Source organism: Nitratireductor sp. WH36-1 (assembly GCF_058725515.1).
This window is the reverse complement of the sequence record NZ_CM178970.1, coordinates 496,159-514,151: the sequence shown is the minus strand read 5'-3', so window position 1 is coordinate 514,151 and position 17,993 is coordinate 496,159. Positions and strand designations below refer to the sequence as shown.

Here is a 17,993-nt window from a genome sequence, read left to right as displayed (position 1 = left end):
CGATGCCACACTTCACAGGAAACTCTGCTCACAGGAAACTCTGCGGATCGATGTCCACCTGCACACGCACGGAGCCGCGCGGCTTCGGGCCGGCCTTCAAAAGGTCGCGCAGAAAACCCTGAATGTCCGAGCGGCGCGCGCCGTGCACAAGAAGCCGGAACCGATGCCGCCCGGCCACCACGGCAAGCGGCGCTTCGGCCGGTCCCAGCACATCGATTTCCGGGGCCTGTGGCGCTGCGCGGCGCAGGCCACGCGCGTGGCCTTCGGCCTCCATGCGCGTGGCCGCGCTCACGATAATGGCGGCCAGACGCCCGAAAGGCGGCAGGCCCGCGCGCTCGCGCTCGGCGGTCTCGCGGTCGTAGAACGCCTCCGCATCCCCCGTCACGATGGCCCGCATCACCGGGTGTTCCGGCTGATAGGTCTGGAGAAGGCCAAGGCTCTTTCGTCCCGTGCGCCCGGCGCGGCCTGTCACCTGCGCCAGAAGCTGGAATGTGCGCTCGGCCGCACGCGGATCGCCATTGGCAAGCCCCAGATCCGCATCCACCACGCCCACCAGCGTCATGCCGGGGAAGTTGTGTCCCTTGGCCACGAGCTGCGTACCGATGATGATGTCCGCCTCGCCCTTCTCGATGGCCTCCAGTTCCAGCCGCAGCCGCTTCACGCCGCCCATCATGTCTGACGACAGCATGATGGTGCGCGCGTCCGGGAAAAGCCGGTCAACCTCTTCGGTGATGCGCTCCACGCCCGGCCCGCAGGCAACCAGATGATCGAGCGTTCCGCATTCCGGACAGGCTTCCGGGCGCGGTTCGTTATAGCCGCAGTGATGGCAGACGAGCTGCCCGCGAAAACGGTGCTCCACCAGCCAGCTCGAACAGTCGGGGCACTGGAAGCGATGGCCGCACACCCGGCAAAGCGTCAGCGGCGCATAACCGCGCCGGTTCAAAAACAGCAGGGACTGCTCGCCGCGCGCCAGCGTCTTCTTCATCTCCTCGATGAGAACCGGCGAGAGAAAGCCGCCACGCTCGGGCGCGGCCTTGCGCATGTCCACCGTGGCGAGGTCCGGCAGGGCCGCATCTGCAAAGCGCGACGACAGGACGATGCGCTCATAACGCCCCTGATTGGCGTTGACCCGGCTTTCCAGCGATGGCGTTGCCGAGGCCAGCACCACGGGAAACCCGCCGATATGGCCGCGCACCACGCCCATGTCGCGCGCATTGTAGAAGACCCGGTCTTCCTGCTTGTAGGCCGGGTCGTGCTCTTCATCGATCACGATCAGGCCGAGTTCGCGAAACGGCAGGAAAAGCGCCGAGCGCGCGCCCGCCACCACCCGCAGCTGCCCTTCGGCCACCTGCCGCCAGACGCGCTCGCGTTTCTTTGGCGCAAGATCGGAGTGCCATTCGGCGGGCTTGGCGCCGAATCGGTTGTGGAAGCGTTCCAGAAAGGCCTGCGTAAGCGCGATCTCGGGAATGAGGATCAGCACCTGCTTGCCGCGCTCCAGCGCCGCCGCCACCGCCTCAAAATAGACTTCCGTCTTGCCCGAGCCCGTCACACCGTCGATCAGCGTCACGCTGAAAGCGTCGGTCCCGGCCTTTTCCCGCAGGCGCGCGGCGGCTTCCGCCTGGCCGTCGGTCAGGGTCGCGCGCCCGAAGGTCGGGTCAGGTGCGGCCACCAGCGGGCGCGGCGGGATCGAAACCGTCTCGAACACGCCCTGCGAACGCAAGCCTTCAATCACGCTGGAAGAAACGCCTGCCGCATGGGCAAGCCCGGCCCGCGTCCAGGCCTGGCCGTCGCCGGCCATTTCCATCACGCGTTCGCGCGCCGCCGTCAGCCGGTCAGGCCCCATCCCGTCGACGAGCCGCAGCCCCTCGGTCGGCGGCTCGGGATCAAACGCCGCCGGCGCGCGCAACAGCATGCGCGCCACCATGCCGGGCGGCGAAAGCGTGTAGCTTGCCACCCAGTCGACGAAACGGCGCATCTCTTCGGAGATCGGCGGGCAGTCGAAAACCGCGCTGATGGCCCTCAGCCTCTTGGCGGCCACCGCCTCGCCCGGCCCATCCCACACGATGCCGGCCACCTCGCGCGGCCCCAGCGGCACGCGCACGATGGAGCCCGGCTCCACGCGCATGTCTTCCGGCACCGCATAGGAGTAAGGCCGCTCGGCGGGCATCGGCACCATGACCGGCACGACGGTGCTCATTGGCGAATCTTTTGTCATCGGGCGTGACCTTGCCCTGTTCTTGCATTAGAGCAAAGACCGAACATGTGGAGGATGTCGTCGCATCCTCTCAATCCCGGCCTTCCGACTGCCTTAAGGAGTTTGCCATGAAGTTCTTCGTCGACACCGCCGACGTAAACGAAATCCGTGAGTTGAGCGAAACGGGTCTGCTCGACGGCGTCACCACCAACCCGTCGCTGATCATGAAGTCGGGCCGCGACATCATGGAAGTGACCAAGGAAATCTGCGACATCGTCGATGGCCCGGTTTCCGCCGAAGTCACCGCGACGGACTTCGAAGGCATGATGAAAGAGGCCGAAATCCTCTCCAGGATCGCAGACAATATCTGCATCAAGGTGCCGCTCACCATGGACGGCCTCAAGGCCTGTAAGGCGATCACCTCTTCGGGCCGCCTCGTCAATGTCACGCTCTGCTTCTCGGCAAACCAGGCGCTGCTCGCCGCCAAGGCCGGCGCAACCTTCATCTCGCCCTTCATCGGTCGTCTCGACGACATGGGCATCGATGGCATGGACCTGATCGCCGAGATCCGCACGATCTACGATAATTACGGCTTCAACACCGAGATCCTCGCTGCATCGATCCGCACCGTGAACCACGTGAAGCAGGCCGCTCTGATCGGCTCCGACGTGGCAACCGTGCCGCCGTCCGTTCTCAAGGCGCTGGTCAAGCACCCGCTCACCGACAAGGGCCTCGAAGCCTTCCTCGCCGACTGGGCGAAGACCGGCCAGAAGATCGGCTGAGGCTTCTCACGCTCGAAACATCGGTGCAGGAAAATCACCGGCATCGAAGCCCCTTCTCCCCGCAAGCGGGGAGAAGGTGAGGATGAGGGGCGAGCGCCAGCGCCAGCAGCAGGCGCGCCCTTCCTCTCCGAAAACTGTTTTCTGGAGCATTTTGCAGTCAGGTGATCTCACCTGACGTCCGCACAAATGCGGAAAAACCGATAAATTGAGCGGAGCGACGTTTCCGTGAAACGGTGAACCGCTCTAACGTCGCACGCCCATCGGCATGCGTGGTGCCAACCGTCGGCCGCTAACCTTCAAAGGTCGCGTGCGGGTCTTCGCGCAGCCGGTGCACCGTGTGCTCCTGAAGGCGCGCGGCCATATCCGCCGGCTCTCCCTCACCCAGCGCATCCGGCATGATCGGCTTGCCGATCACCATGTTGATCGCCCGGCCCTTCTTGTTCAGAAGCTCATGGAACAGCGTCATGTCGCGCAGTTCGGTGGAATAGCGCGACAGGAGATAGAACAGGCCCGAATTGCGCGCCGTCATGTTCATCGGCACGACCGGCACCTGATAGCGGCGCGCCAGCGCAACGACTGAAGGCTGCCAGGGGCGCTCGGTGAGCTTGTCCCTGTTCCAGTAGGCAATGCGCCCGGACGGGAACAGAACGATGGCCTTGCCGCCGGTGAAGGCCTTGGCCGTCATCTCCAGCGTGTCGCGGCTCTTGGCGTGGGATTTTTCGCCCGCGCGCCATTCCACCGGAATGATGAGATCGCGGAACCGCGTGTTGACCCGCAGCGCATCCCGGTTGGCGAAGATCGCGAGATCCGGCCGCACGCCCTTCATCAGATCATAGACGGCGATGCCGTCAGCGATGCCGGTCGGGTGATTCGGCGCGAGAATGAAACCGCCCTTTGCGGGGATGTTCTCCATCCCGCTCGCCGAAATCTCCAGCGACAGGAGCCTGCTGATGTAATCGAAGGATTCCCAGCCGGAGAGTTCCGCCACTTCGTCAGCCATCACCACCGCCTGGCGGTAGTGCAGGAAGCGGTAGAGGAATGGCTGCGCCAGCGGCCACAGCATGTTCTGCGAAAGATGGGTGGTGCGCTCGGCGATCAGCTGATCGACCACATGCGGGTCTTCGGGCGCGTGGACATCACGGCCCAGAACGCGGTTCCCCAGAACCGCGGCCACAGACGTCAGCGTCGTGTGCAGAGCCATGGACGAAGCGCTCCCTGAAGCATCTCGGTTCCTGTCATGACCGTCATCCCGCTCCTTCGTCTTACCCGAAGAGGATCTCTTACGGAAACTGGGCAACATTCAGAGATCACGCCTCGCAGGCTGTTTCACCGAATACTGTGACGACGCAATGACACGAACGCAAGAATGGGCTCCGTGGTTGCAACGATACCGCGAACATGCCGCCGGGTCGCGTTTACGATCCGGCCCCGGCGCGCGCCAGGTCCTGCCCGAGCGCCAGACGCAGCTGCTCGGCCAGCTCGCGGGCCGCACGGTCCTCGGCATTGCGCGCAGCGCGCAGCGCCGCAAACTCCTGACGCGGCACGTCATAGGCGGAAGAAATCTCACGCTTTCCGGTCGCGACAACCTTTCCGGTCTCGCCATCGGTCAGCTTGTAGACGGCGGTCATGGTGAGAAGGCTGGCGGTGGGCTCGTTGTCGGTGCGCACCTGAACGCGGGCCGCTGCAGAGCTCGAACGCGTGATCTTGAGATCAAGCGCGTAGCGCGCACTGGCCGGCTGCCCGGCTCCGCCGTTAAGCAGGAAAATCAGGTGGTTGCGGACCTGCTGCCCGTAGCGCGTGTCCACCGGCGCGATGGCGATGGACGACATCGCCGGCGATGAGGCAACGCCACTCGACGTCACGTCCGGCGTCGCCATAAGGGGGCGCACCGTGCAGCCAGACGCCACGGCTAAAGACAAAGCCAGGCCGGCCAGAAGCGAAACACGAAACGTCGGGTTCAAGGTTTCCCCCTGTTTTCCAAACAGCATAAATCCGGGTTCCGCAGCATCAGGCAACGATGTTGACGATGCGCTGCGGAACGACAATCACCTTGCGCGGCTGCGAACCGTTCAGCACCTTCTGGACGAAATCGAGTTTGAGCACCGCATCTTCGACCGCAGATTGATCTGCGTCGCGCGCAATTGTCAAATCGCCGCGCTTCTTGCCGTTGATCTGCACGGGCAGAACGATTTCATTGTCCACGACCAGCGCCGGATCGAATTCCGGCCAGGCGCTCGCGGCAACCATGCCTTCGCCGCCAATCTGCGCCCAGCACTCTTCGGCCAGATGCGGCATGAAGGGGGCAACCAGATGGATCAGGATGTCGACAGCCTCGCGCGCTGCGGCCTTCGCGGCCTCGTCGGCGCCGGCGTCAAGCGCGGAAAGCGGCTCCTGCAGATCGTTGACGAGCTGGTGAACACGGGCGATGGCGCGGTTGAAGGCCAGCTTCTCGATGTCCTCGCCCACTGCCTTGAGCGCCTTGTGCGCCGCCTTGGAAGCAGCAAGAACCGGTCCGTCGATTGCCGCCTTCGGCGTCACGCCACGCACATGTTCCGCCGTTTCGCAGACCAAACGCCAGACGCGCTGCACGAAGCGGTGTGCGCCCGTCGCGCCGTCGTCGGTCCATTCCACGTCGCGCTCGGGCGGCGAATCCGACAGCATGAACCAGCGCGCCGTGTCCGCGCCGAAGGACTCGATGATGTCCTCGGGGCTCACCGTGTTCTTCTTGGACTTCGACATCTTTTCCAGCGCGCCGATCGTCGCCGGCTCGCCGGTCGAGATCTCGACAGCCGAACGCGCATCGCCCGAACCGGAGAATTCGATCTCGTTGGGAGCCAGCCAGCGGCCATCGGCGGCGCGGTAGGTCTCGTGCACCACCATGCCCTGCGTGAACAGGCCCTTGAAGGGCTCCGCCAGGCTCAGATGACCGGTGTCGCGCATGGCGCGGGTGAAGAAGCGCGAATAGAGCAGATGCAGGATCGCGTGCTCGATGCCGCCGATATACTGATCGACCGGCAGCCATTCATTGGCCGCTTCCGGGTTGGTCGGATCATTTTCCCACGGCGCGGTGAAGCGCGCGAAGTACCAGGACGAATCGACGAACGTGTCCATCGTGTCCGTCTCGCGCCGCGCGTCCGAGCCGCATTTCGGGCATTTGACATGCTTCCAGGTCGGGTGACGGTCAAGCGGGTTGCCGGGACGGTCGAACTCGATGTCGTCGGGCAGCTTGACCGGCATGTCGGCCTTCGGCACCGGCACCACACCGCAATCGTCGCAGTGGATCATCGGGATCGGGCAGCCCCAGTAGCGCTGACGCGAAACGCCCCAGTCGCGCAGGCGGAAGTTCACCTTGCGCTCGCCCACCGGGCGGCCATTGATCGTCTCGGAGGAGAGGCGGTTGGCCACTTCCTCGAACGCCGCCTTCGGCTTCATGCCGTCGAGGAAGCGCGAATTGATCATCACGCCATCATCGGTGAAGGCTTCCTCGGTGATCTGGAAGGTCGCGGCGTCCGCGCCCTCCGGCATCACCACCGGCGTCACTGGCAGGCCGTATTTGTTGGCGAAGTCCAGGTCGCGCTGGTCGCCCGACGGACAGCCGAAGATCGCGCCCGTGCCGTAGTCCATCAGCACGAAATTGGCGACATAGACCGGCAGCGTCCATTCCGGATCGAAGGGATGGCGCACGCGCACGCCCGTGTCGAAGCCCTTCTTCTCGGCCGTTTCCAGCGCCGCTGCCGAGGTGCCCATGCGGCGGCACTCTTCGCAGAATGCGGCGAGCTCGGCATTGTCGGCGGAAAGCGTCTTTGCAAGCGGGTGATCGGCGGCAATCGCCATGAAGGATGCGCCAAACAGCGTGTCGGGCCGGGTCGTATAGACTTCCAGCTCGTTCGTGCCCTCGTTCATGCCCCCGGGCGCGCTCTCTTCCGTCAGCGCCCAGCGGACCAGCATGCCCTCGGAACGGCCGATCCAGTTGCGCTGCATCAGGCGCACCTTCTCCGGCCACTGGTCCAGATCGTCGATGGCGTCGACCAGATCCTGCGCGTAATCGGTGATCTTGAAGAACCACTGCGCCAGCTCGCGCTGCTCGACTTCCGCGCCCGAACGCCAGCCGCGACCGTCGATCACCTGCTCATTGGCGAGCACGGTCTGATCCACCGGATCCCAGTTGACCTTGGAGGTCTTGCGCGTCACCAGACCCTTCTCGAAGAAGTCGACGAACAGCATCTGCTGGCGGTGGTAGTAGTCCACGTCGCAGGTGGCGAACTCACGGCTCCAGTCCAGCGACAGGCCGAAGGTCTTGAGCTGATCGCGCATCACCGCGATGTTCTGATAGGTCCACTCCTTGGGGTGCACCTTGTTCTGCATCGCGGCGTTTTCCGCCGGCATGCCGAAGGCGTCCCAGCCCATCGGGTGCAGAACGTTGTAGCCCTTGGCGCGCTTGTAGCGCGCAACCACGTCGCCCATCGTGTAGTTGCGGGTGTGACCGATGTGAATGCGGCCCGAGGGATAGGGAAACATCTCGAGCACGTAGTATTTCGGACGCCCGTCATCATTGCTGGCCTCGAACAGCTTGGCCTCGTCCCAGGCCTTCTGCCAGCGGGGTTCTGCTACGCGGGGGTTATAACGTTCGGTTGCCATGGCCGGATTTTCACAAGATAAGAGCGGAAATTATGTTGGCGGACCTTCACCATGGTTTCGGCGAACCGTCAACTCCAAGAGGCCTTTTTGAAAGAGGGATCAGCGACAGGATGAGCCACGCCGTCGAAAATCTGCAGGACGTCAAAGCGAAGATCGCCGCCGCCGAAAAGGCCGCAGACCGCGCTCCGGGCGCGGTCACGCTGGTCGCCGTTTCCAAGACTTTCGAGGCCGATCAGGTGCGTCCGGTCATCGAAGCCGGCCAGCGCGTTTTCGGCGAAAACCGTGTTCAGGAAGCCCAGGGCAAATGGCCCGCGCTGAAGGAAGCCTTCCCCGATATCGAGCTTCGCCTGATCGGCCCGCTCCAGTCCAACAAGGCCGCCGACGCCGTCGCCCTGTTCGATGTGATCGAGAGCGTCGACCGCGAAAAGATCGCGCGCGCGCTTGCCGCCGAGATCAAGAAGCAGGGCAAAGCCCCGCGTCTTTATGTCCAGGTCAATACGGGGCTTGAAGAACAGAAGGCCGGCATAGATCCGCGCCAGACCGTCACCTTCGTCAAACATTGCCGCGAGGAATACGGCCTCGCCATCGAAGGCCTCATGTGCATTCCGCCCTTTGACGAACACCCCGGCCCGCATTTCGCGCTGCTCAGGAAACTCGCGGCCGAAGCCGGCGTCGAGAAATGCTCCATGGGCATGTCCGGCGATTACGAGAAGGCCGTTGCCTTCGGCGCGACCAGCGTGCGCGTGGGATCGGCGATCTTCGGCGCACGCTAAAGCAATTCCAGGAAAAGTGGGAACCGGTTTTCCGTCCGGAATTGCGCAAGAACAGTGAACTGGAACGTTCTCGCAATTCCAGGAAAAGCGGGAACGCTCTAGACCTGCGCCTTCCGCCCATCACCCGCCGGAGGTCGCACGGCCCGTCGAGCGCGCCACGATTATCAGGAACAGAAGCGCGGAAAGCAGAACGAGGGTCGCGCCCGCCTTGGCGAGGCCCTCGCCGGCATTCATGATCGCCATCGCAATGCCCGGCACCATGATGATCACGCCCACTTCAGCGAGGATCACCTGCACCCCGGCCAGCCGGCTTTCGGCCGCCGTCGGCACGAGCGTGTAGAACGTTCCGTAAAGAGCGATGCTCGCCCAGCCCACCAGGTTGAGGTGCCCATGGGCCGGCGACAGGGTGTGATCCCCGGACGCCGCCATGTAGATGCCGAAACTCATTCCGAGCACGGCGTAAAGAGCCGCCGTCACCCAGCAGATTCTTGCAAGTGTTTTCATGTCTTTGCCCAATCTGCGCCCAATCTGCGCAGGCCGCGACACCGTTCGCGCCCTGCGCGTTTCCCCCCGCGTTGTTTTTGCGGATCACAAATTTACGCCCCACGGGAGGTGGGTGAAAAGATCATCAAAAAGGCGTAGTTCCTTCAGACCCGGCACCTCAGCCATGGGCCTTGCGCCTCAGTGCAGAACCAGCTCTCCCGCCAGGCTGCGCCATTCGCTCGGCGAAATCAGCTTCCTGTGCGTGTAGGTCACCGAGTGAAGCGGCCCGTCGAGGGTCTCGTTCCAGAAGTCGATGAACCGGTAGAGCGCGGGAAAGTCCGGCGCGGTGTCGTAGTGTTGCCAGATGAAACTCTGCAATATCGTCGGGTGGTCCGGCAGGTGGTAGAGAAACTCCGCCGTCGTCAGCCCATAGCCCCGGAGCATCAGCTCCATTTCGCCCGTTTGCTGCATGTGCTGCCTTTCCGAATCAGGTTCCGGATCAAAAAAGTGTCGGGCTAAAACCGGCGACCGTCCAGTTGAAAGCGCTCACGCAGACGTAAATTTATCGTGTTATTACATATTGTTAGCAGCCTTTCGGAATCGGTGCTAACGGTCTGGACCATGCGTTCTTTCGCCGCCGCACCCGTGCCGCCAAATGTCTAATGTTGTAGCAACAGGCAGAATGGTAATAATGCGCGCGAGCCAGGAGCCTCCGCGTCGCATGACGCGATTCCAGTCCCAGCAAGTGCCTACCCGGAGGAGGAAAAATGTCCGAAGTGCATGTTCACCGCGTCCAGCCAGCGTGGAAGGAAAACGCGCTCATCGACAATGAGACGTATCTCGAATGGTATGAGAACAGCATCAAGGACCCGGAGAAGTTCTGGGAAAAGCACGGCAAGCGCATCGACTGGTTCACGCCTTACACCAAGGTGAAGAACACCTCGTTCGAGGGCGACGTGTCGATCAAGTGGTTCGAGGATGGCGTCACCAACGTCTCCTACAACTGCATCGACCGCCATCTGGAGAAGCGCGGCGACCAGACCGCCATCATCTGGGAAGGCGACAACCCCTACGACGACAGGAAGATCACCTATCGCGAGCTGCACGACAGGGTCTGCCGGCTCGCCAATGTGATGAAGTCGAACGGCGTCAAGAAAGGTGACCGCGTCACCATCTACATGCCGATGATCCCGGAAGCGGCCTATGCGATGCTCGCCTGCACGCGCATCGGCGCGGTTCACTCGGTGGTGTTCGGCGGCTTCTCGCCCGATTCGCTCGCCGGCCGCATCGAGGACTGCAAGTCCGATTTCGTCATCACCGCCGATGAGGGCCTGCGCGGCGGTCGCAAGGTTCCGCTCAAGGAGAACACCGACAAGGCCATCGCGCTTGCCGAAGCAGCCGGAGCGAAGGTGCGACACGTGCTGGTCGTGCAGCGCACCGCCGGCAAGATCAACTGGTTCGAGGGCCGCGACCTCTGGTACCACGAGGAAACCGCGAAGGCGGAGCCCGTGTGCGAACCGGAGAAGATGAACGCCGAAGATCCGCTGTTCATCCTCTACACCTCCGGCTCCACCGGCAAGCCGAAGGGCGTTCTGCACACCACGGGCGGCTATCTCGTCTACGCCTCGATGACGCATGAATATGTGTTCGACTATCACGAGGGCGACGTCTACTGGTGCACGGCCGATGTGGGCTGGGTCACGGGCCACAGCTACATCGTCTACGGTCCACTGGCCAACGGCGCCGTCACGCTGATGTTCGAAGGCGTACCGAACTATCCGGACGCATCCCGCTTCTGGCAGGTGGTCGACAAGCACAACGTCAACATCTTCTACACCGCCCCCACCGCCATCCGCGCGCTGATGGGCGCCGGCGACGACTTTGTCACCCGCACCTCGCGCAGCTCCCTGCGCATTCTCGGTTCGGTCGGCGAGCCGATCAATCCGGAAGCATGGGAGTGGTATTACAACGTGGTCGGCGAGAAGAAGTCGCCCATCGTCGACACCTGGTGGCAGACGGAGACCGGCGGCATTCTCATCACGCCGCTGCCCGGCGCAACGGATCTCAAGCCCGGCTCGGCCACCCGCCCCTTCTTCGGCGTGCAGCCGCAGCTCGTCGATGGCGAGGGCAAGGTGCTCGAAGGCGCGACCAGCGGCAATCTGTGCATCACGGATTCCTGGCCCGGCCAGATGCGCTCGGTCTATGGCGATCATGAGCGCTTCATCCAGACCTACTTCTCCACCTACAAGGGCAAGTATTTCACGGGTGACGGCTGCCGCCGCGACGAGGACGGCTTTTACTGGATCACCGGCCGCGTCGATGACGTGATCAACGTGTCCGGCCACCGCATGGGCACGGCCGAGGTCGAATCCGCGCTGGTCAGCCATGACAAGGTGTCGGAAGCCGCCGTCGTCGGTTACCCGCACGATGTGAAGGGTCAGGGCATCTACTGCTACATCACGCTGATGGCCGGAGAAGAGGGTTCCGAGGAGCTCAAGAAAGAGCTGGTTGCGCATGTACGCAGCGAGATCGGCCCGATCGCCTCGCCGGACAAGATCCAGTTCTCGCCTGGCCTGCCGAAGACCCGCTCGGGCAAGATCATGCGCCGCATCCTGCGCAAGATCGCCGAGGACGATTATGGCGCGCTGGGCGACACCTCGACGCTCGCCGATCCGGCCGTGGTCGACGATCTGATCGACAACCGTCAGAACAAGAAGGGCTGACGCCCTGCCCGGAGCCGGAAGCGGCTCCCGGGCGCATACAAACTGACCTTGGGCAGAACGCCGCGCATTCACCCGAATGCGCGGCGTTTTCTTTGCCCCTTGCACGAGACGGCATCCATCTCCACATTGTGTGTATCGTCAACGAACCGAAAGGGGGTGATCCAATGTCGAGTGATTTCCGTTCAAACGTGGTCTCGATGGATTGCCTTCACGGGGAGCAGACTTCCCGCTGAAGCGCATGAAACGCGGACGGCCTGCTCCGGCAGCCTGACCATGACCGCGTGCGAATTCGAAAACACGGGGCCGTTCCTTCGGGAACGGCCTTTTGTTCTTCGCTCCACACAGCGCACCCAAAGAATGAAGGACCGTGTTTAAGTCTCTTTCCAATTTATCCATATAGATGTTAAGGAGTGAGATGATGGGATACGATGCTCGCCAAATTGCAAATTGGTTTGTTGCCCGCTCTAAGCGAGATGGGAAGCGGCTATCTATTATGTCACTTCTTAAACTCACTTATATTGCACATGGCTGGCACCTCGAAACACGAAATGCCCCGCTTTTTTCCAATCGGATTGAAGCTTGGCAGTACGGCCCTGTAATTCCTGATGTGTACCGAGCATTTCGAAGCCAAGGCATAAATGTAGACAATCCGGCCACAATCGCAGAAACGCAGATAAGGCCGGAGGATCAAAAGTTACTCGAAGAAATATACAACATATACGGAAAACTGGATGCATTCATCCTCTCTGATTTGACACATATACAGGGAGGACCTTGGGACATCGCAACAAAAACTGGCGGTTATTATGCTCCCATTCCGGACGAGCTGATCAAGCAACACTACGTTCACAAGCGGACGGAAGCTAATAAGAAGGCTGCGAATGCCTGATGATATCCCGCCAATAGATCCCGACTTAGACGCTAACGATGCGGCCAGAAATTCGCGCCGCGAAGAGCTAGAATTTGAACTATTACAGGCTGAATCCGCCCTTCGCAGCCTCGCCAAACGAGAGATTGGGCAACGCTATATGATCAAATGGGTGGCCGTCGTTGCCGGCGTGTTTGTCATAATCGGCATGGCGGCAGCCCTTTGGCATATGGTGCACAGCGTATTCTGGGGCCCCTTCATCTTCGTAACGCCCGCCCTATCCGTCGCCATGATAGTAGCCCCCATACTATCTATTACGACAATCACTGTTGCACTTTTCGTCGGCGCATTCCGTAAGTTTGACGAGAAGGACTTAGACACCTTAGGAAACGGTGCGAATGGAGCGGTAAGCGCGATGCGCGGCATCTACTGATCTTTGCGCATCAGCAGACAAACGAAACCCGCCGGCCTCCACCATAGGCAGCCACCAGCTGCGCATCGAGCAGCCGCGCGGCCACATCGCCACCCGGTTCCGTCGCAACATCGGCCAGAACCCGCCCGTAATATTTGCCGCCGCTGATGGCGCTGATCCACACCGTTCCGCCATCCAGAAGCACTTGAAGCGCAGCCTTCGCCTGGCGGGCCGCCGCCTTCTCGGCGGCGCATCGGCTGCGAAGCTCCGGCGCATCGACGCCGCGAATGCGCACACTCACCGTGATGCGCTGCCCCGGCCATATATGCGCCTCGGCAATGAAGGAATCGCCGTCAACAACGCGCAGAACGCTCGCCCGCACGGGGCCGGGTATCGCCTCTCTGCGCCCGGCAAGCGCAGCCGTCTGCCCGCTCCAGAAGAGCGCAAGCAAGACAATGACCATGCATTTCAGGCGAGACCGGATCATGGAAGGAATATATTCCTTCATTGGGATCCGGGCAACCCTGTCAGAAATCGGTGGCGATGCCCTTCACTTCCCAGTCGCCGTAGCGTGCCGGGTCATGGCCGCCGCGCCCGCCCAGCTCCTTCGGAGCCTTTGCCGCAGCAGCCTCGATGTTCTTCCGGCGCGCCTCGGCTTCCGCCAGCGCACGCTCGGCTGCCGGCGAGAGAACCTTTGCCGACGCATCTTCTTTTCGGTCCGTTTCGTCTTTCACCGCAACTTCCTCTCGAAAACCGGATTATTGAATACACGAAGCGCGTTCCCCATCATATAAGCGATTGGTCGCGCGGTCGAAAATGCCCGGCGCGGCCTGTTTCTGGAGCTTGGACAACAATGAACACGATACGCACCGCGATGCTCTTGGCCTTCATGACGGCCCTTTTCATGGGCGTGGGCTATCTGATCGGGGGCAGTGGCGGCATGATGATCGCCTTCCTGTTTGCCGCCGGCATGAATCTGTTCAGCTACTGGAACTCCGACAAGATGGTGCTCAAAATGCACCACGCCGTCGAAGTGGACGAGCGCAACGCCCCCGAATACTACGCCATCGTGCGCGATCTGGCGGCCCGCGCCGGTCTTCCGATGCCGCGCGTCTACCTGATCAAGAACGACCAGCCCAACGCGTTTGCCACCGGCCGCAACCCGCAGAATGCCGCCGTCGCAGCCACCACCGGCCTGCTTGACCGGCTGAGCTATGAAGAGGTCGCCGGCGTGATGGCGCACGAGCTCGCCCATGTGCAGAACCGCGACACGCTGACCATGACGATCACGGCGACGCTGGCCGGCGCGATCTCCATGCTCGGCAATTTCGCCTTCTTCTTCGGCGGCAACCGCGACAACAACAATCCGCTCGGCTTCATTGGCGTGCTCGTTGCAATGATCGTCGCTCCGCTCGCCGCCATGATGGTGCAGATGGCCATCAGCCGCACCCGCGAATATTCGGCCGACCGGCGCGGCGCGGAGATCTGCGGCAATCCGCTGTGGCTCGCCTCCGCGCTCGACAAGATCGCCCGGCGCGCCAAACAGGTGGTCAATCAGGACGCCGAGCGCAATCCCGCCACCGCACACATGTTCATCATCAACCCGCTGTCGGGCGAGCGCATGGACAATCTGTTCTCCACCCACCCCGACACGGACAACCGCATCGCGGCCCTCTACGCCATGGCGGAGGAACCCCGTGGCGGGCGGCAGGCCCGGCCTTCCGCCCCACAGCGCGATCCCGCACCCGAAGAGGATGCGAACCACGGCCCGTGGGGGGCAAGACCGGGGGCGAGACCGGACGCACGGCCAGACGAACCGCCTCAGCGACCAAAGCCCGCCCCAAAGCCCCAGCAGAAATGGGGCCGTGACGCTGATGGATCGAAAGGCCCCTGGTCGTGAGCCGCCCGAACGCACGCCGCACGCCCGGGAAGAAGCCGGCCGGTCAGAACCGCCCGACAAACCAAGAGCCAGACAAGCCCGGCCTTGAAACGCGCCGCGTGGCGACAAAGCTGCTCGCCGCCGTCGTGGATGCCCATGCCTCGCTCGACGGTCTTACCGACCCGGCCCATGGACAGCTCAATTTCCGCGCGCTCGATGCGCGCGACCGGTCGCTGGTGCGCGCCATCCTGATGAGCGCCCTGCGCCATCGCAGCACCATCGAGGCCCTGCTCGCGCGCCGTCTGGAGCGCCCCCTGCCGGCCAATGCCCGCGCGCTCTCTCACGCGCTGCATGTGGCGGCAGCGCAGATCCTGTTTCTCGACGTGCCCGACAGCGCCGCCGTCGACCTCGCCGTCACCCAGGCGAGGAGCGACCCGCGCCTTGCCCGCTTTGCCGGTCTCGTCAATGGCGTGCTGCGTAATCTGATCCGCGTGAAGGCGCGCGCACTGCCCGCCGCCCTCGACCAGACGCGCGAAGCGCCGGACTGGTTTGCCGGGCGGCTGGAAGCGGCCTATGGCGCGGAGACCACCGCCGCCATTCTCGCCATGCATCGCGTCGAGCCGCCGGTGGACTTCACCGTCAAGGAAGACCCGCAGCGCTGGGCCGGGGCGCTGGGCGGCATCGTTCTGCCCACGGGCACGGTGCGGATCGCCCGGCTCGAGGCCGGCGTCGACACGCTTCCGGGCTTCGAGGAAGGCGCGTGGTGGGTGCAGGACACGGCAGCCAGCCTGCCCGCAAAGCTACTCGGCGACATCGCCGGCGCGTGCGTGGCAGATCTCTGCGCCGCCCCCGGCGGCAAGACCGCACAGCTCATCCATGCCGGCGCAAATGTCACCGCCGTCGACCTGTCTAAGAGCCGCCTGAAGCGGCTTGCCGAGAACCTGACGCGGCTTCGCCTCGACGCTGAGATCGTCGAGTCCGACATCCGCAAGTTCCAGCCGGACACGCCCTTCGACGCCATCCTCATCGACGCCCCCTGCTCGTCCACCGGCACGGTGCGCCGCCACCCGGATGTGCCGTGGACCAAGTCGCCTGAAGACATCGAGAAGCTCGCCGCCCTGCAGCGCGCCCTGCTCGACCATGCCGTCACGCTGGTGAAACCCGGCGGGCGGATCGTGTTTTCCAACTGCTCGCTCGACCGGGCCGAAGGCGAGGACATGCTTGAAGCCTTCCTGGCCGAAACGCCGGACGTGGCGCTCGATCCCATCCAGCCTGACGAAGTGCCCGGCATCGCCGCCTTCGTCACGCCCGAAGGCTTCCTGCGCACCACGCCCGCCGACACGCTCGGCGAGGATCCGCTGGCGCGGGGGCTCGACGGCTTCTTCGCTGCGCGCCTCATTCGCCAGCGCTGAGCCGGCCCTGCCATCTGTGCGTCCTGATATATTTCAACTTCGCACAAATCTTTGAATCATTTAGACTCTCGCCTGATTTGGGGTCACAGAAAGAAAACTCGGTCGTTGGATCAAGCACGAGGACATTCCCCCCACGAGCTGTGGGGCCTTGTTGCGCGGCAGGCGTGGGCGCGCCTGCGCCGCCGCTTGCGCGCGGGTCCAACCTATCGCTGGCGCTATTCCGGCCGCACGCCCGAGCGGGTGCTGATCGCCCCGCCTGATCTGCGCATCGCAGACCCGCAGGTGGCGCGCGACATCTATCACGGCCAGTTCCTGCTCGCCGGCCAGCTGGTCGAAACACGCGGCCAGTCGCCGTTCCGCGTTCCCGTTACCGACCGCCCCTGGCAGGAGGCCCTGCACAGCTTCCGCTGGCTGCGCCACATGCGCGCCGCCCAGAGCGACCTCGCCTCTGCCAATGCCCGCGCGCTGGTGGAAGAGTGGATGACGCTCTACGGCAAACGCATCTCCGGCACACCATGGGAGCCCGGCGCCACGGCCAAGCGTCTCATCGCCTGGCTGCAGCATTCCTCGGTGGTGCTGCAGGGGGCGGAGCTGCCCTTCTATCGCCAGTTCCTGAAAATGCTCGCCGTGCAGATGCGCTATCTGCGCACCAACACCCGCGAGATGCCCGATGGCGAAGACCGGCTGCGCGCCCGCATCGCGCTCGCCTTCTGCGCCCTTTCGCTGCCAGCCCCCGCCGCCGCGGTCAAGACAGCCAGCCGCAATCTCGCCCAGGAGCTCGAACGCCAGATCCTCGCCGATGGTGGCCATGTATCGCGCAATCCGCGCGCCATCATGGAACTTCTGACCGACCTGTTGCCGCTCCGGCAAACCTACACCAATCAGGCCGAGCAGCCGCCGCAGGCGCTCATCGACGCCGTGGAGCGCATGCTGCCGGCGCTGCGCTTCTTTCGCCACCGCGACGGCTCGCTCGCCCGTTTCAACGGCATGGGCATCACCCAGCACGACAGCGTCGCCGCCATCCTGCGCTATGACGACACCGGCGGCGCGCCGCTCCTGCATGCACCCCATTCGGGCTATGAGCGGCTCGCGCTCGGCGCCACCACGGTCATCGCCGACACGGCCGCTCCGCCACCGGCAGACCTCTCCCATTTCGCCCATGCGGGCTGCCTCTCCTTCGAGATGTCGTCGGGCCGGCACCAGTTCGTGGTCAACAGCGGCATCGACAATTACGGCGATGACAGCTACCGCCCGCTTGCCCGCACCACGGCGGCCCATTCCACCGTCACGCTCAACGACACGTCGCAGGCCCGCTTCAGCCTCTCCTCGCGCTGGAGCGAGCTGATCGGCACGCCGCTCATCGGCGGCCCGCGCAAGGTCGAATGCCAGCGCGACGACGCCAATGGCGTCCACCGCTTCACCGCCAGCCACAATGGCTATGTCTCGCGCTTCGGCCTCCTGCATGAGCGCGCCCTCTCCCTTTCCGAAGACGGCGCATTTCTCGAAGGCGTCGACCGCATCATGCGCCCGGATGGCTCGCCGTCCACGGCTGTCGGAAACGATGCCGTGGCCGTGCGCTTCCACATCCACCCCGACATCGACATCTACCGCGATCCCGAAGGCCGCCACATCCTCGCCGGCGAGGCGACCGACACCTGGCTCTTCACGGTCGAGAACATCGTTCCCGTGGTCGAGGAATCGATCTTCTTCGCCGGCCTTGGCGGCCCCCGCAAGAGCCGCCAGATCGTGCTCTACACCACGGCTTCCGAGAACCCGGAAATCCGCTGGCAACTGCGCAAGACACACGCCATCAACGGCAACAGCTAGAT

16 protein-coding genes are annotated in these 17,993 nt (G+C 63.5%); 8 read left to right on the top strand and 8 right to left on the bottom strand.

Annotated elements, in window-relative coordinates; genetic code table 11:
- Positions 1 to 28: 28 nt before the first annotated feature.
- Positions 29 to 2,215: a primosomal protein N' gene (locus AC4PTT_RS02495; protein WP_206547990.1), complete on the bottom strand. Its 2,187-nt coding sequence runs from the start codon at positions 2,213 to 2,215 to the stop codon at positions 29 to 31.
- Positions 2,216 to 2,322: 107 nt separating this feature from the next.
- On the opposite strand from AC4PTT_RS02495, the gene fsa reads away from it, so the two are divergent.
- Positions 2,323 to 2,976 (top strand): fructose-6-phosphate aldolase, encoded by a 654-nt coding sequence (fsa, locus tag AC4PTT_RS02490; protein WP_206545703.1) that lies wholly within the window; start codon positions 2,323 to 2,325, stop codon positions 2,974 to 2,976.
- Between the two features lie 289 nt (positions 2,977 to 3,265).
- On the opposite strand, the gene AC4PTT_RS02485 is transcribed toward fsa, so the two are convergent.
- The 3 genes from AC4PTT_RS02485 to leuS all read right to left on the bottom strand — a co-directional run bounded on the left by AC4PTT_RS02485 (position 3,266) and on the right by leuS (position 7,614).
- Positions 3,266 to 4,177: a 1-acyl-sn-glycerol-3-phosphate acyltransferase gene (locus AC4PTT_RS02485; protein ID WP_206547992.1), complete on the bottom strand. Its 912-nt coding sequence runs from the start codon at positions 4,175 to 4,177 to the stop codon at positions 3,266 to 3,268.
- 214 nt (positions 4,178 to 4,391) lie between these two features.
- Complete coding sequence (gene lptE, locus AC4PTT_RS02480; protein WP_222474035.1) at positions 4,392 to 4,937, bottom strand: LPS assembly lipoprotein LptE; 546 nt, start codon at positions 4,935 to 4,937, stop codon at positions 4,392 to 4,394.
- A 46-nt stretch (positions 4,938 to 4,983) separates the two neighbouring features.
- Entirely contained in the window at positions 4,984 to 7,614 is a 2,631-nt protein-coding gene (gene leuS / locus AC4PTT_RS02475) for a leucine--tRNA ligase (protein WP_492162043.1), read from the bottom strand.
- 110 nt (positions 7,615 to 7,724) lie between these two features.
- Here leuS and AC4PTT_RS02470 point away from each other — a divergent pair, with 110 nt between their 5' ends.
- Positions 7,725 to 8,387, top strand: a complete 663-nt coding sequence (locus AC4PTT_RS02470; protein WP_206545699.1) for a YggS family pyridoxal phosphate-dependent enzyme — start codon at positions 7,725 to 7,727, stop codon at positions 8,385 to 8,387.
- A gap of 120 nt (positions 8,388 to 8,507) precedes the next feature.
- Here the strand turns inward: AC4PTT_RS02470 and AC4PTT_RS02465 are convergent, their stop codons facing one another.
- A complete protein-coding gene (locus AC4PTT_RS02465) occupies positions 8,508 to 8,891 on the bottom strand; it encodes a hypothetical protein (protein ID WP_113153440.1) in 384 nt (127 codons plus the stop codon).
- A 177-nt stretch (positions 8,892 to 9,068) separates the two neighbouring features.
- Positions 9,069 to 9,341 carry an usg protein gene (locus tag AC4PTT_RS02460; RefSeq protein ID WP_113153441.1) on the bottom strand — a complete coding sequence of 91 codons (273 nt, stop codon included), beginning with the start codon at positions 9,339 to 9,341 and terminating at the stop codon, positions 9,069 to 9,071.
- A 296-nt stretch (positions 9,342 to 9,637) separates the two neighbouring features.
- Here AC4PTT_RS02460 and acs point away from each other — a divergent pair, with 296 nt between their 5' ends.
- The 3 genes from acs to AC4PTT_RS02445 all read left to right on the top strand — a co-directional run bounded on the left by acs (position 9,638) and on the right by AC4PTT_RS02445 (position 12,894).
- Complete coding sequence (acs, locus tag AC4PTT_RS02455) at positions 9,638 to 11,593, top strand: acetate--CoA ligase (RefSeq protein WP_113153442.1); 1,956 nt, start codon at positions 9,638 to 9,640, stop codon at positions 11,591 to 11,593.
- A gap of 415 nt (positions 11,594 to 12,008) precedes the next feature.
- Positions 12,009 to 12,482, top strand: a complete 474-nt coding sequence (locus AC4PTT_RS02450; protein WP_492162042.1) for a Panacea domain-containing protein — start codon at positions 12,009 to 12,011, stop codon at positions 12,480 to 12,482.
- Positions 12,475 to 12,894 carry a hypothetical protein gene (locus AC4PTT_RS02445; protein WP_492162041.1) on the top strand — a complete coding sequence of 140 codons (420 nt, stop codon included), beginning with the start codon at positions 12,475 to 12,477 and terminating at the stop codon, positions 12,892 to 12,894. Before AC4PTT_RS02450 ends, AC4PTT_RS02445 begins: the two co-directional genes overlap by 8 nt.
- Before the next feature lie 10 nt (positions 12,895 to 12,904).
- On the opposite strand, the gene AC4PTT_RS02440 is transcribed toward AC4PTT_RS02445, so the two are convergent.
- Both AC4PTT_RS02440 and AC4PTT_RS02435 read right to left on the bottom strand, forming a co-directional pair.
- On the bottom strand, positions 12,905 to 13,360 hold the full coding sequence (locus AC4PTT_RS02440) for a thermonuclease family protein (RefSeq protein WP_492162040.1): 456 nt from the start codon (positions 13,358 to 13,360) through the stop codon (positions 12,905 to 12,907).
- 40 nt (positions 13,361 to 13,400) lie between these two features.
- Positions 13,401 to 13,607 carry a DUF1674 domain-containing protein gene (locus AC4PTT_RS02435; RefSeq protein WP_206547995.1) on the bottom strand — a complete coding sequence of 69 codons (207 nt, stop codon included), beginning with the start codon at positions 13,605 to 13,607 and terminating at the stop codon, positions 13,401 to 13,403.
- 119 nt (positions 13,608 to 13,726) lie between these two features.
- On the opposite strand from AC4PTT_RS02435, the gene htpX reads away from it, so the two are divergent.
- The 3 genes from htpX to AC4PTT_RS02420 all read left to right on the top strand — a co-directional run bounded on the left by htpX (position 13,727) and on the right by AC4PTT_RS02420 (position 17,991).
- Entirely contained in the window at positions 13,727 to 14,773 is a 1,047-nt protein-coding gene (gene htpX / locus AC4PTT_RS02430) for a zinc metalloprotease HtpX (RefSeq protein WP_492162039.1), read from the top strand.
- On the top strand, positions 14,764 to 16,164 hold the full coding sequence (locus tag AC4PTT_RS02425) for an RsmB/NOP family class I SAM-dependent RNA methyltransferase (protein WP_492162581.1): 1,401 nt from the start codon (positions 14,764 to 14,766) through the stop codon (positions 16,162 to 16,164). Before htpX ends, AC4PTT_RS02425 begins: the two co-directional genes overlap by 10 nt.
- Before the next feature lie 105 nt (positions 16,165 to 16,269).
- Complete coding sequence (locus tag AC4PTT_RS02420; protein WP_492162038.1) at positions 16,270 to 17,991, top strand: heparinase II/III family protein; 1,722 nt, start codon at positions 16,270 to 16,272, stop codon at positions 17,989 to 17,991.
- Positions 17,992 to 17,993: the final 2 nt, after the last annotated feature.

What these genes read in the sequence shown, in the direction of transcription:
- fsa (WP_206545703.1), top strand. Translation starts at nt 2,323, where the DNA reads ATGAAGTTCTTCGTCGACACCGCCGACGTAAACGAAATCCGTGAGTTG.
- AC4PTT_RS02440 (WP_492162040.1), bottom strand. Translation starts at nt 13,360, where the DNA reads ATGATCCGGTCTCGCCTGAAATGCATGGTCATTGTCTTGCTTGCGCTC.
- AC4PTT_RS02495 (WP_206547990.1), bottom strand. Translation starts at nt 2,215, where the DNA reads ATGACAAAAGATTCGCCAATGAGCACCGTCGTGCCGGTCATGGTGCCG.
- htpX (WP_492162039.1), top strand. Translation starts at nt 13,727, where the DNA reads ATGAACACGATACGCACCGCGATGCTCTTGGCCTTCATGACGGCCCTT.
- AC4PTT_RS02445 (WP_492162041.1), top strand. Translation starts at nt 12,475, where the DNA reads ATGCCTGATGATATCCCGCCAATAGATCCCGACTTAGACGCTAACGAT.
- AC4PTT_RS02450 (WP_492162042.1), top strand. Translation starts at nt 12,009, where the DNA reads ATGATGGGATACGATGCTCGCCAAATTGCAAATTGGTTTGTTGCCCGC.
- AC4PTT_RS02465 (WP_113153440.1), bottom strand. Translation starts at nt 8,891, where the DNA reads ATGAAAACACTTGCAAGAATCTGCTGGGTGACGGCGGCTCTTTACGCC.
- AC4PTT_RS02485 (WP_206547992.1), bottom strand. Translation starts at nt 4,177, where the DNA reads ATGGCTCTGCACACGACGCTGACGTCTGTGGCCGCGGTTCTGGGGAAC.
- AC4PTT_RS02460 (WP_113153441.1), bottom strand. Translation starts at nt 9,341, where the DNA reads ATGCAGCAAACGGGCGAAATGGAGCTGATGCTCCGGGGCTATGGGCTG.
- AC4PTT_RS02470 (WP_206545699.1), top strand. Translation starts at nt 7,725, where the DNA reads ATGAGCCACGCCGTCGAAAATCTGCAGGACGTCAAAGCGAAGATCGCC.
- leuS (WP_492162043.1), bottom strand. Translation starts at nt 7,614, where the DNA reads ATGGCAACCGAACGTTATAACCCCCGCGTAGCAGAACCCCGCTGGCAG.
- acs (WP_113153442.1), top strand. Translation starts at nt 9,638, where the DNA reads ATGTCCGAAGTGCATGTTCACCGCGTCCAGCCAGCGTGGAAGGAAAAC.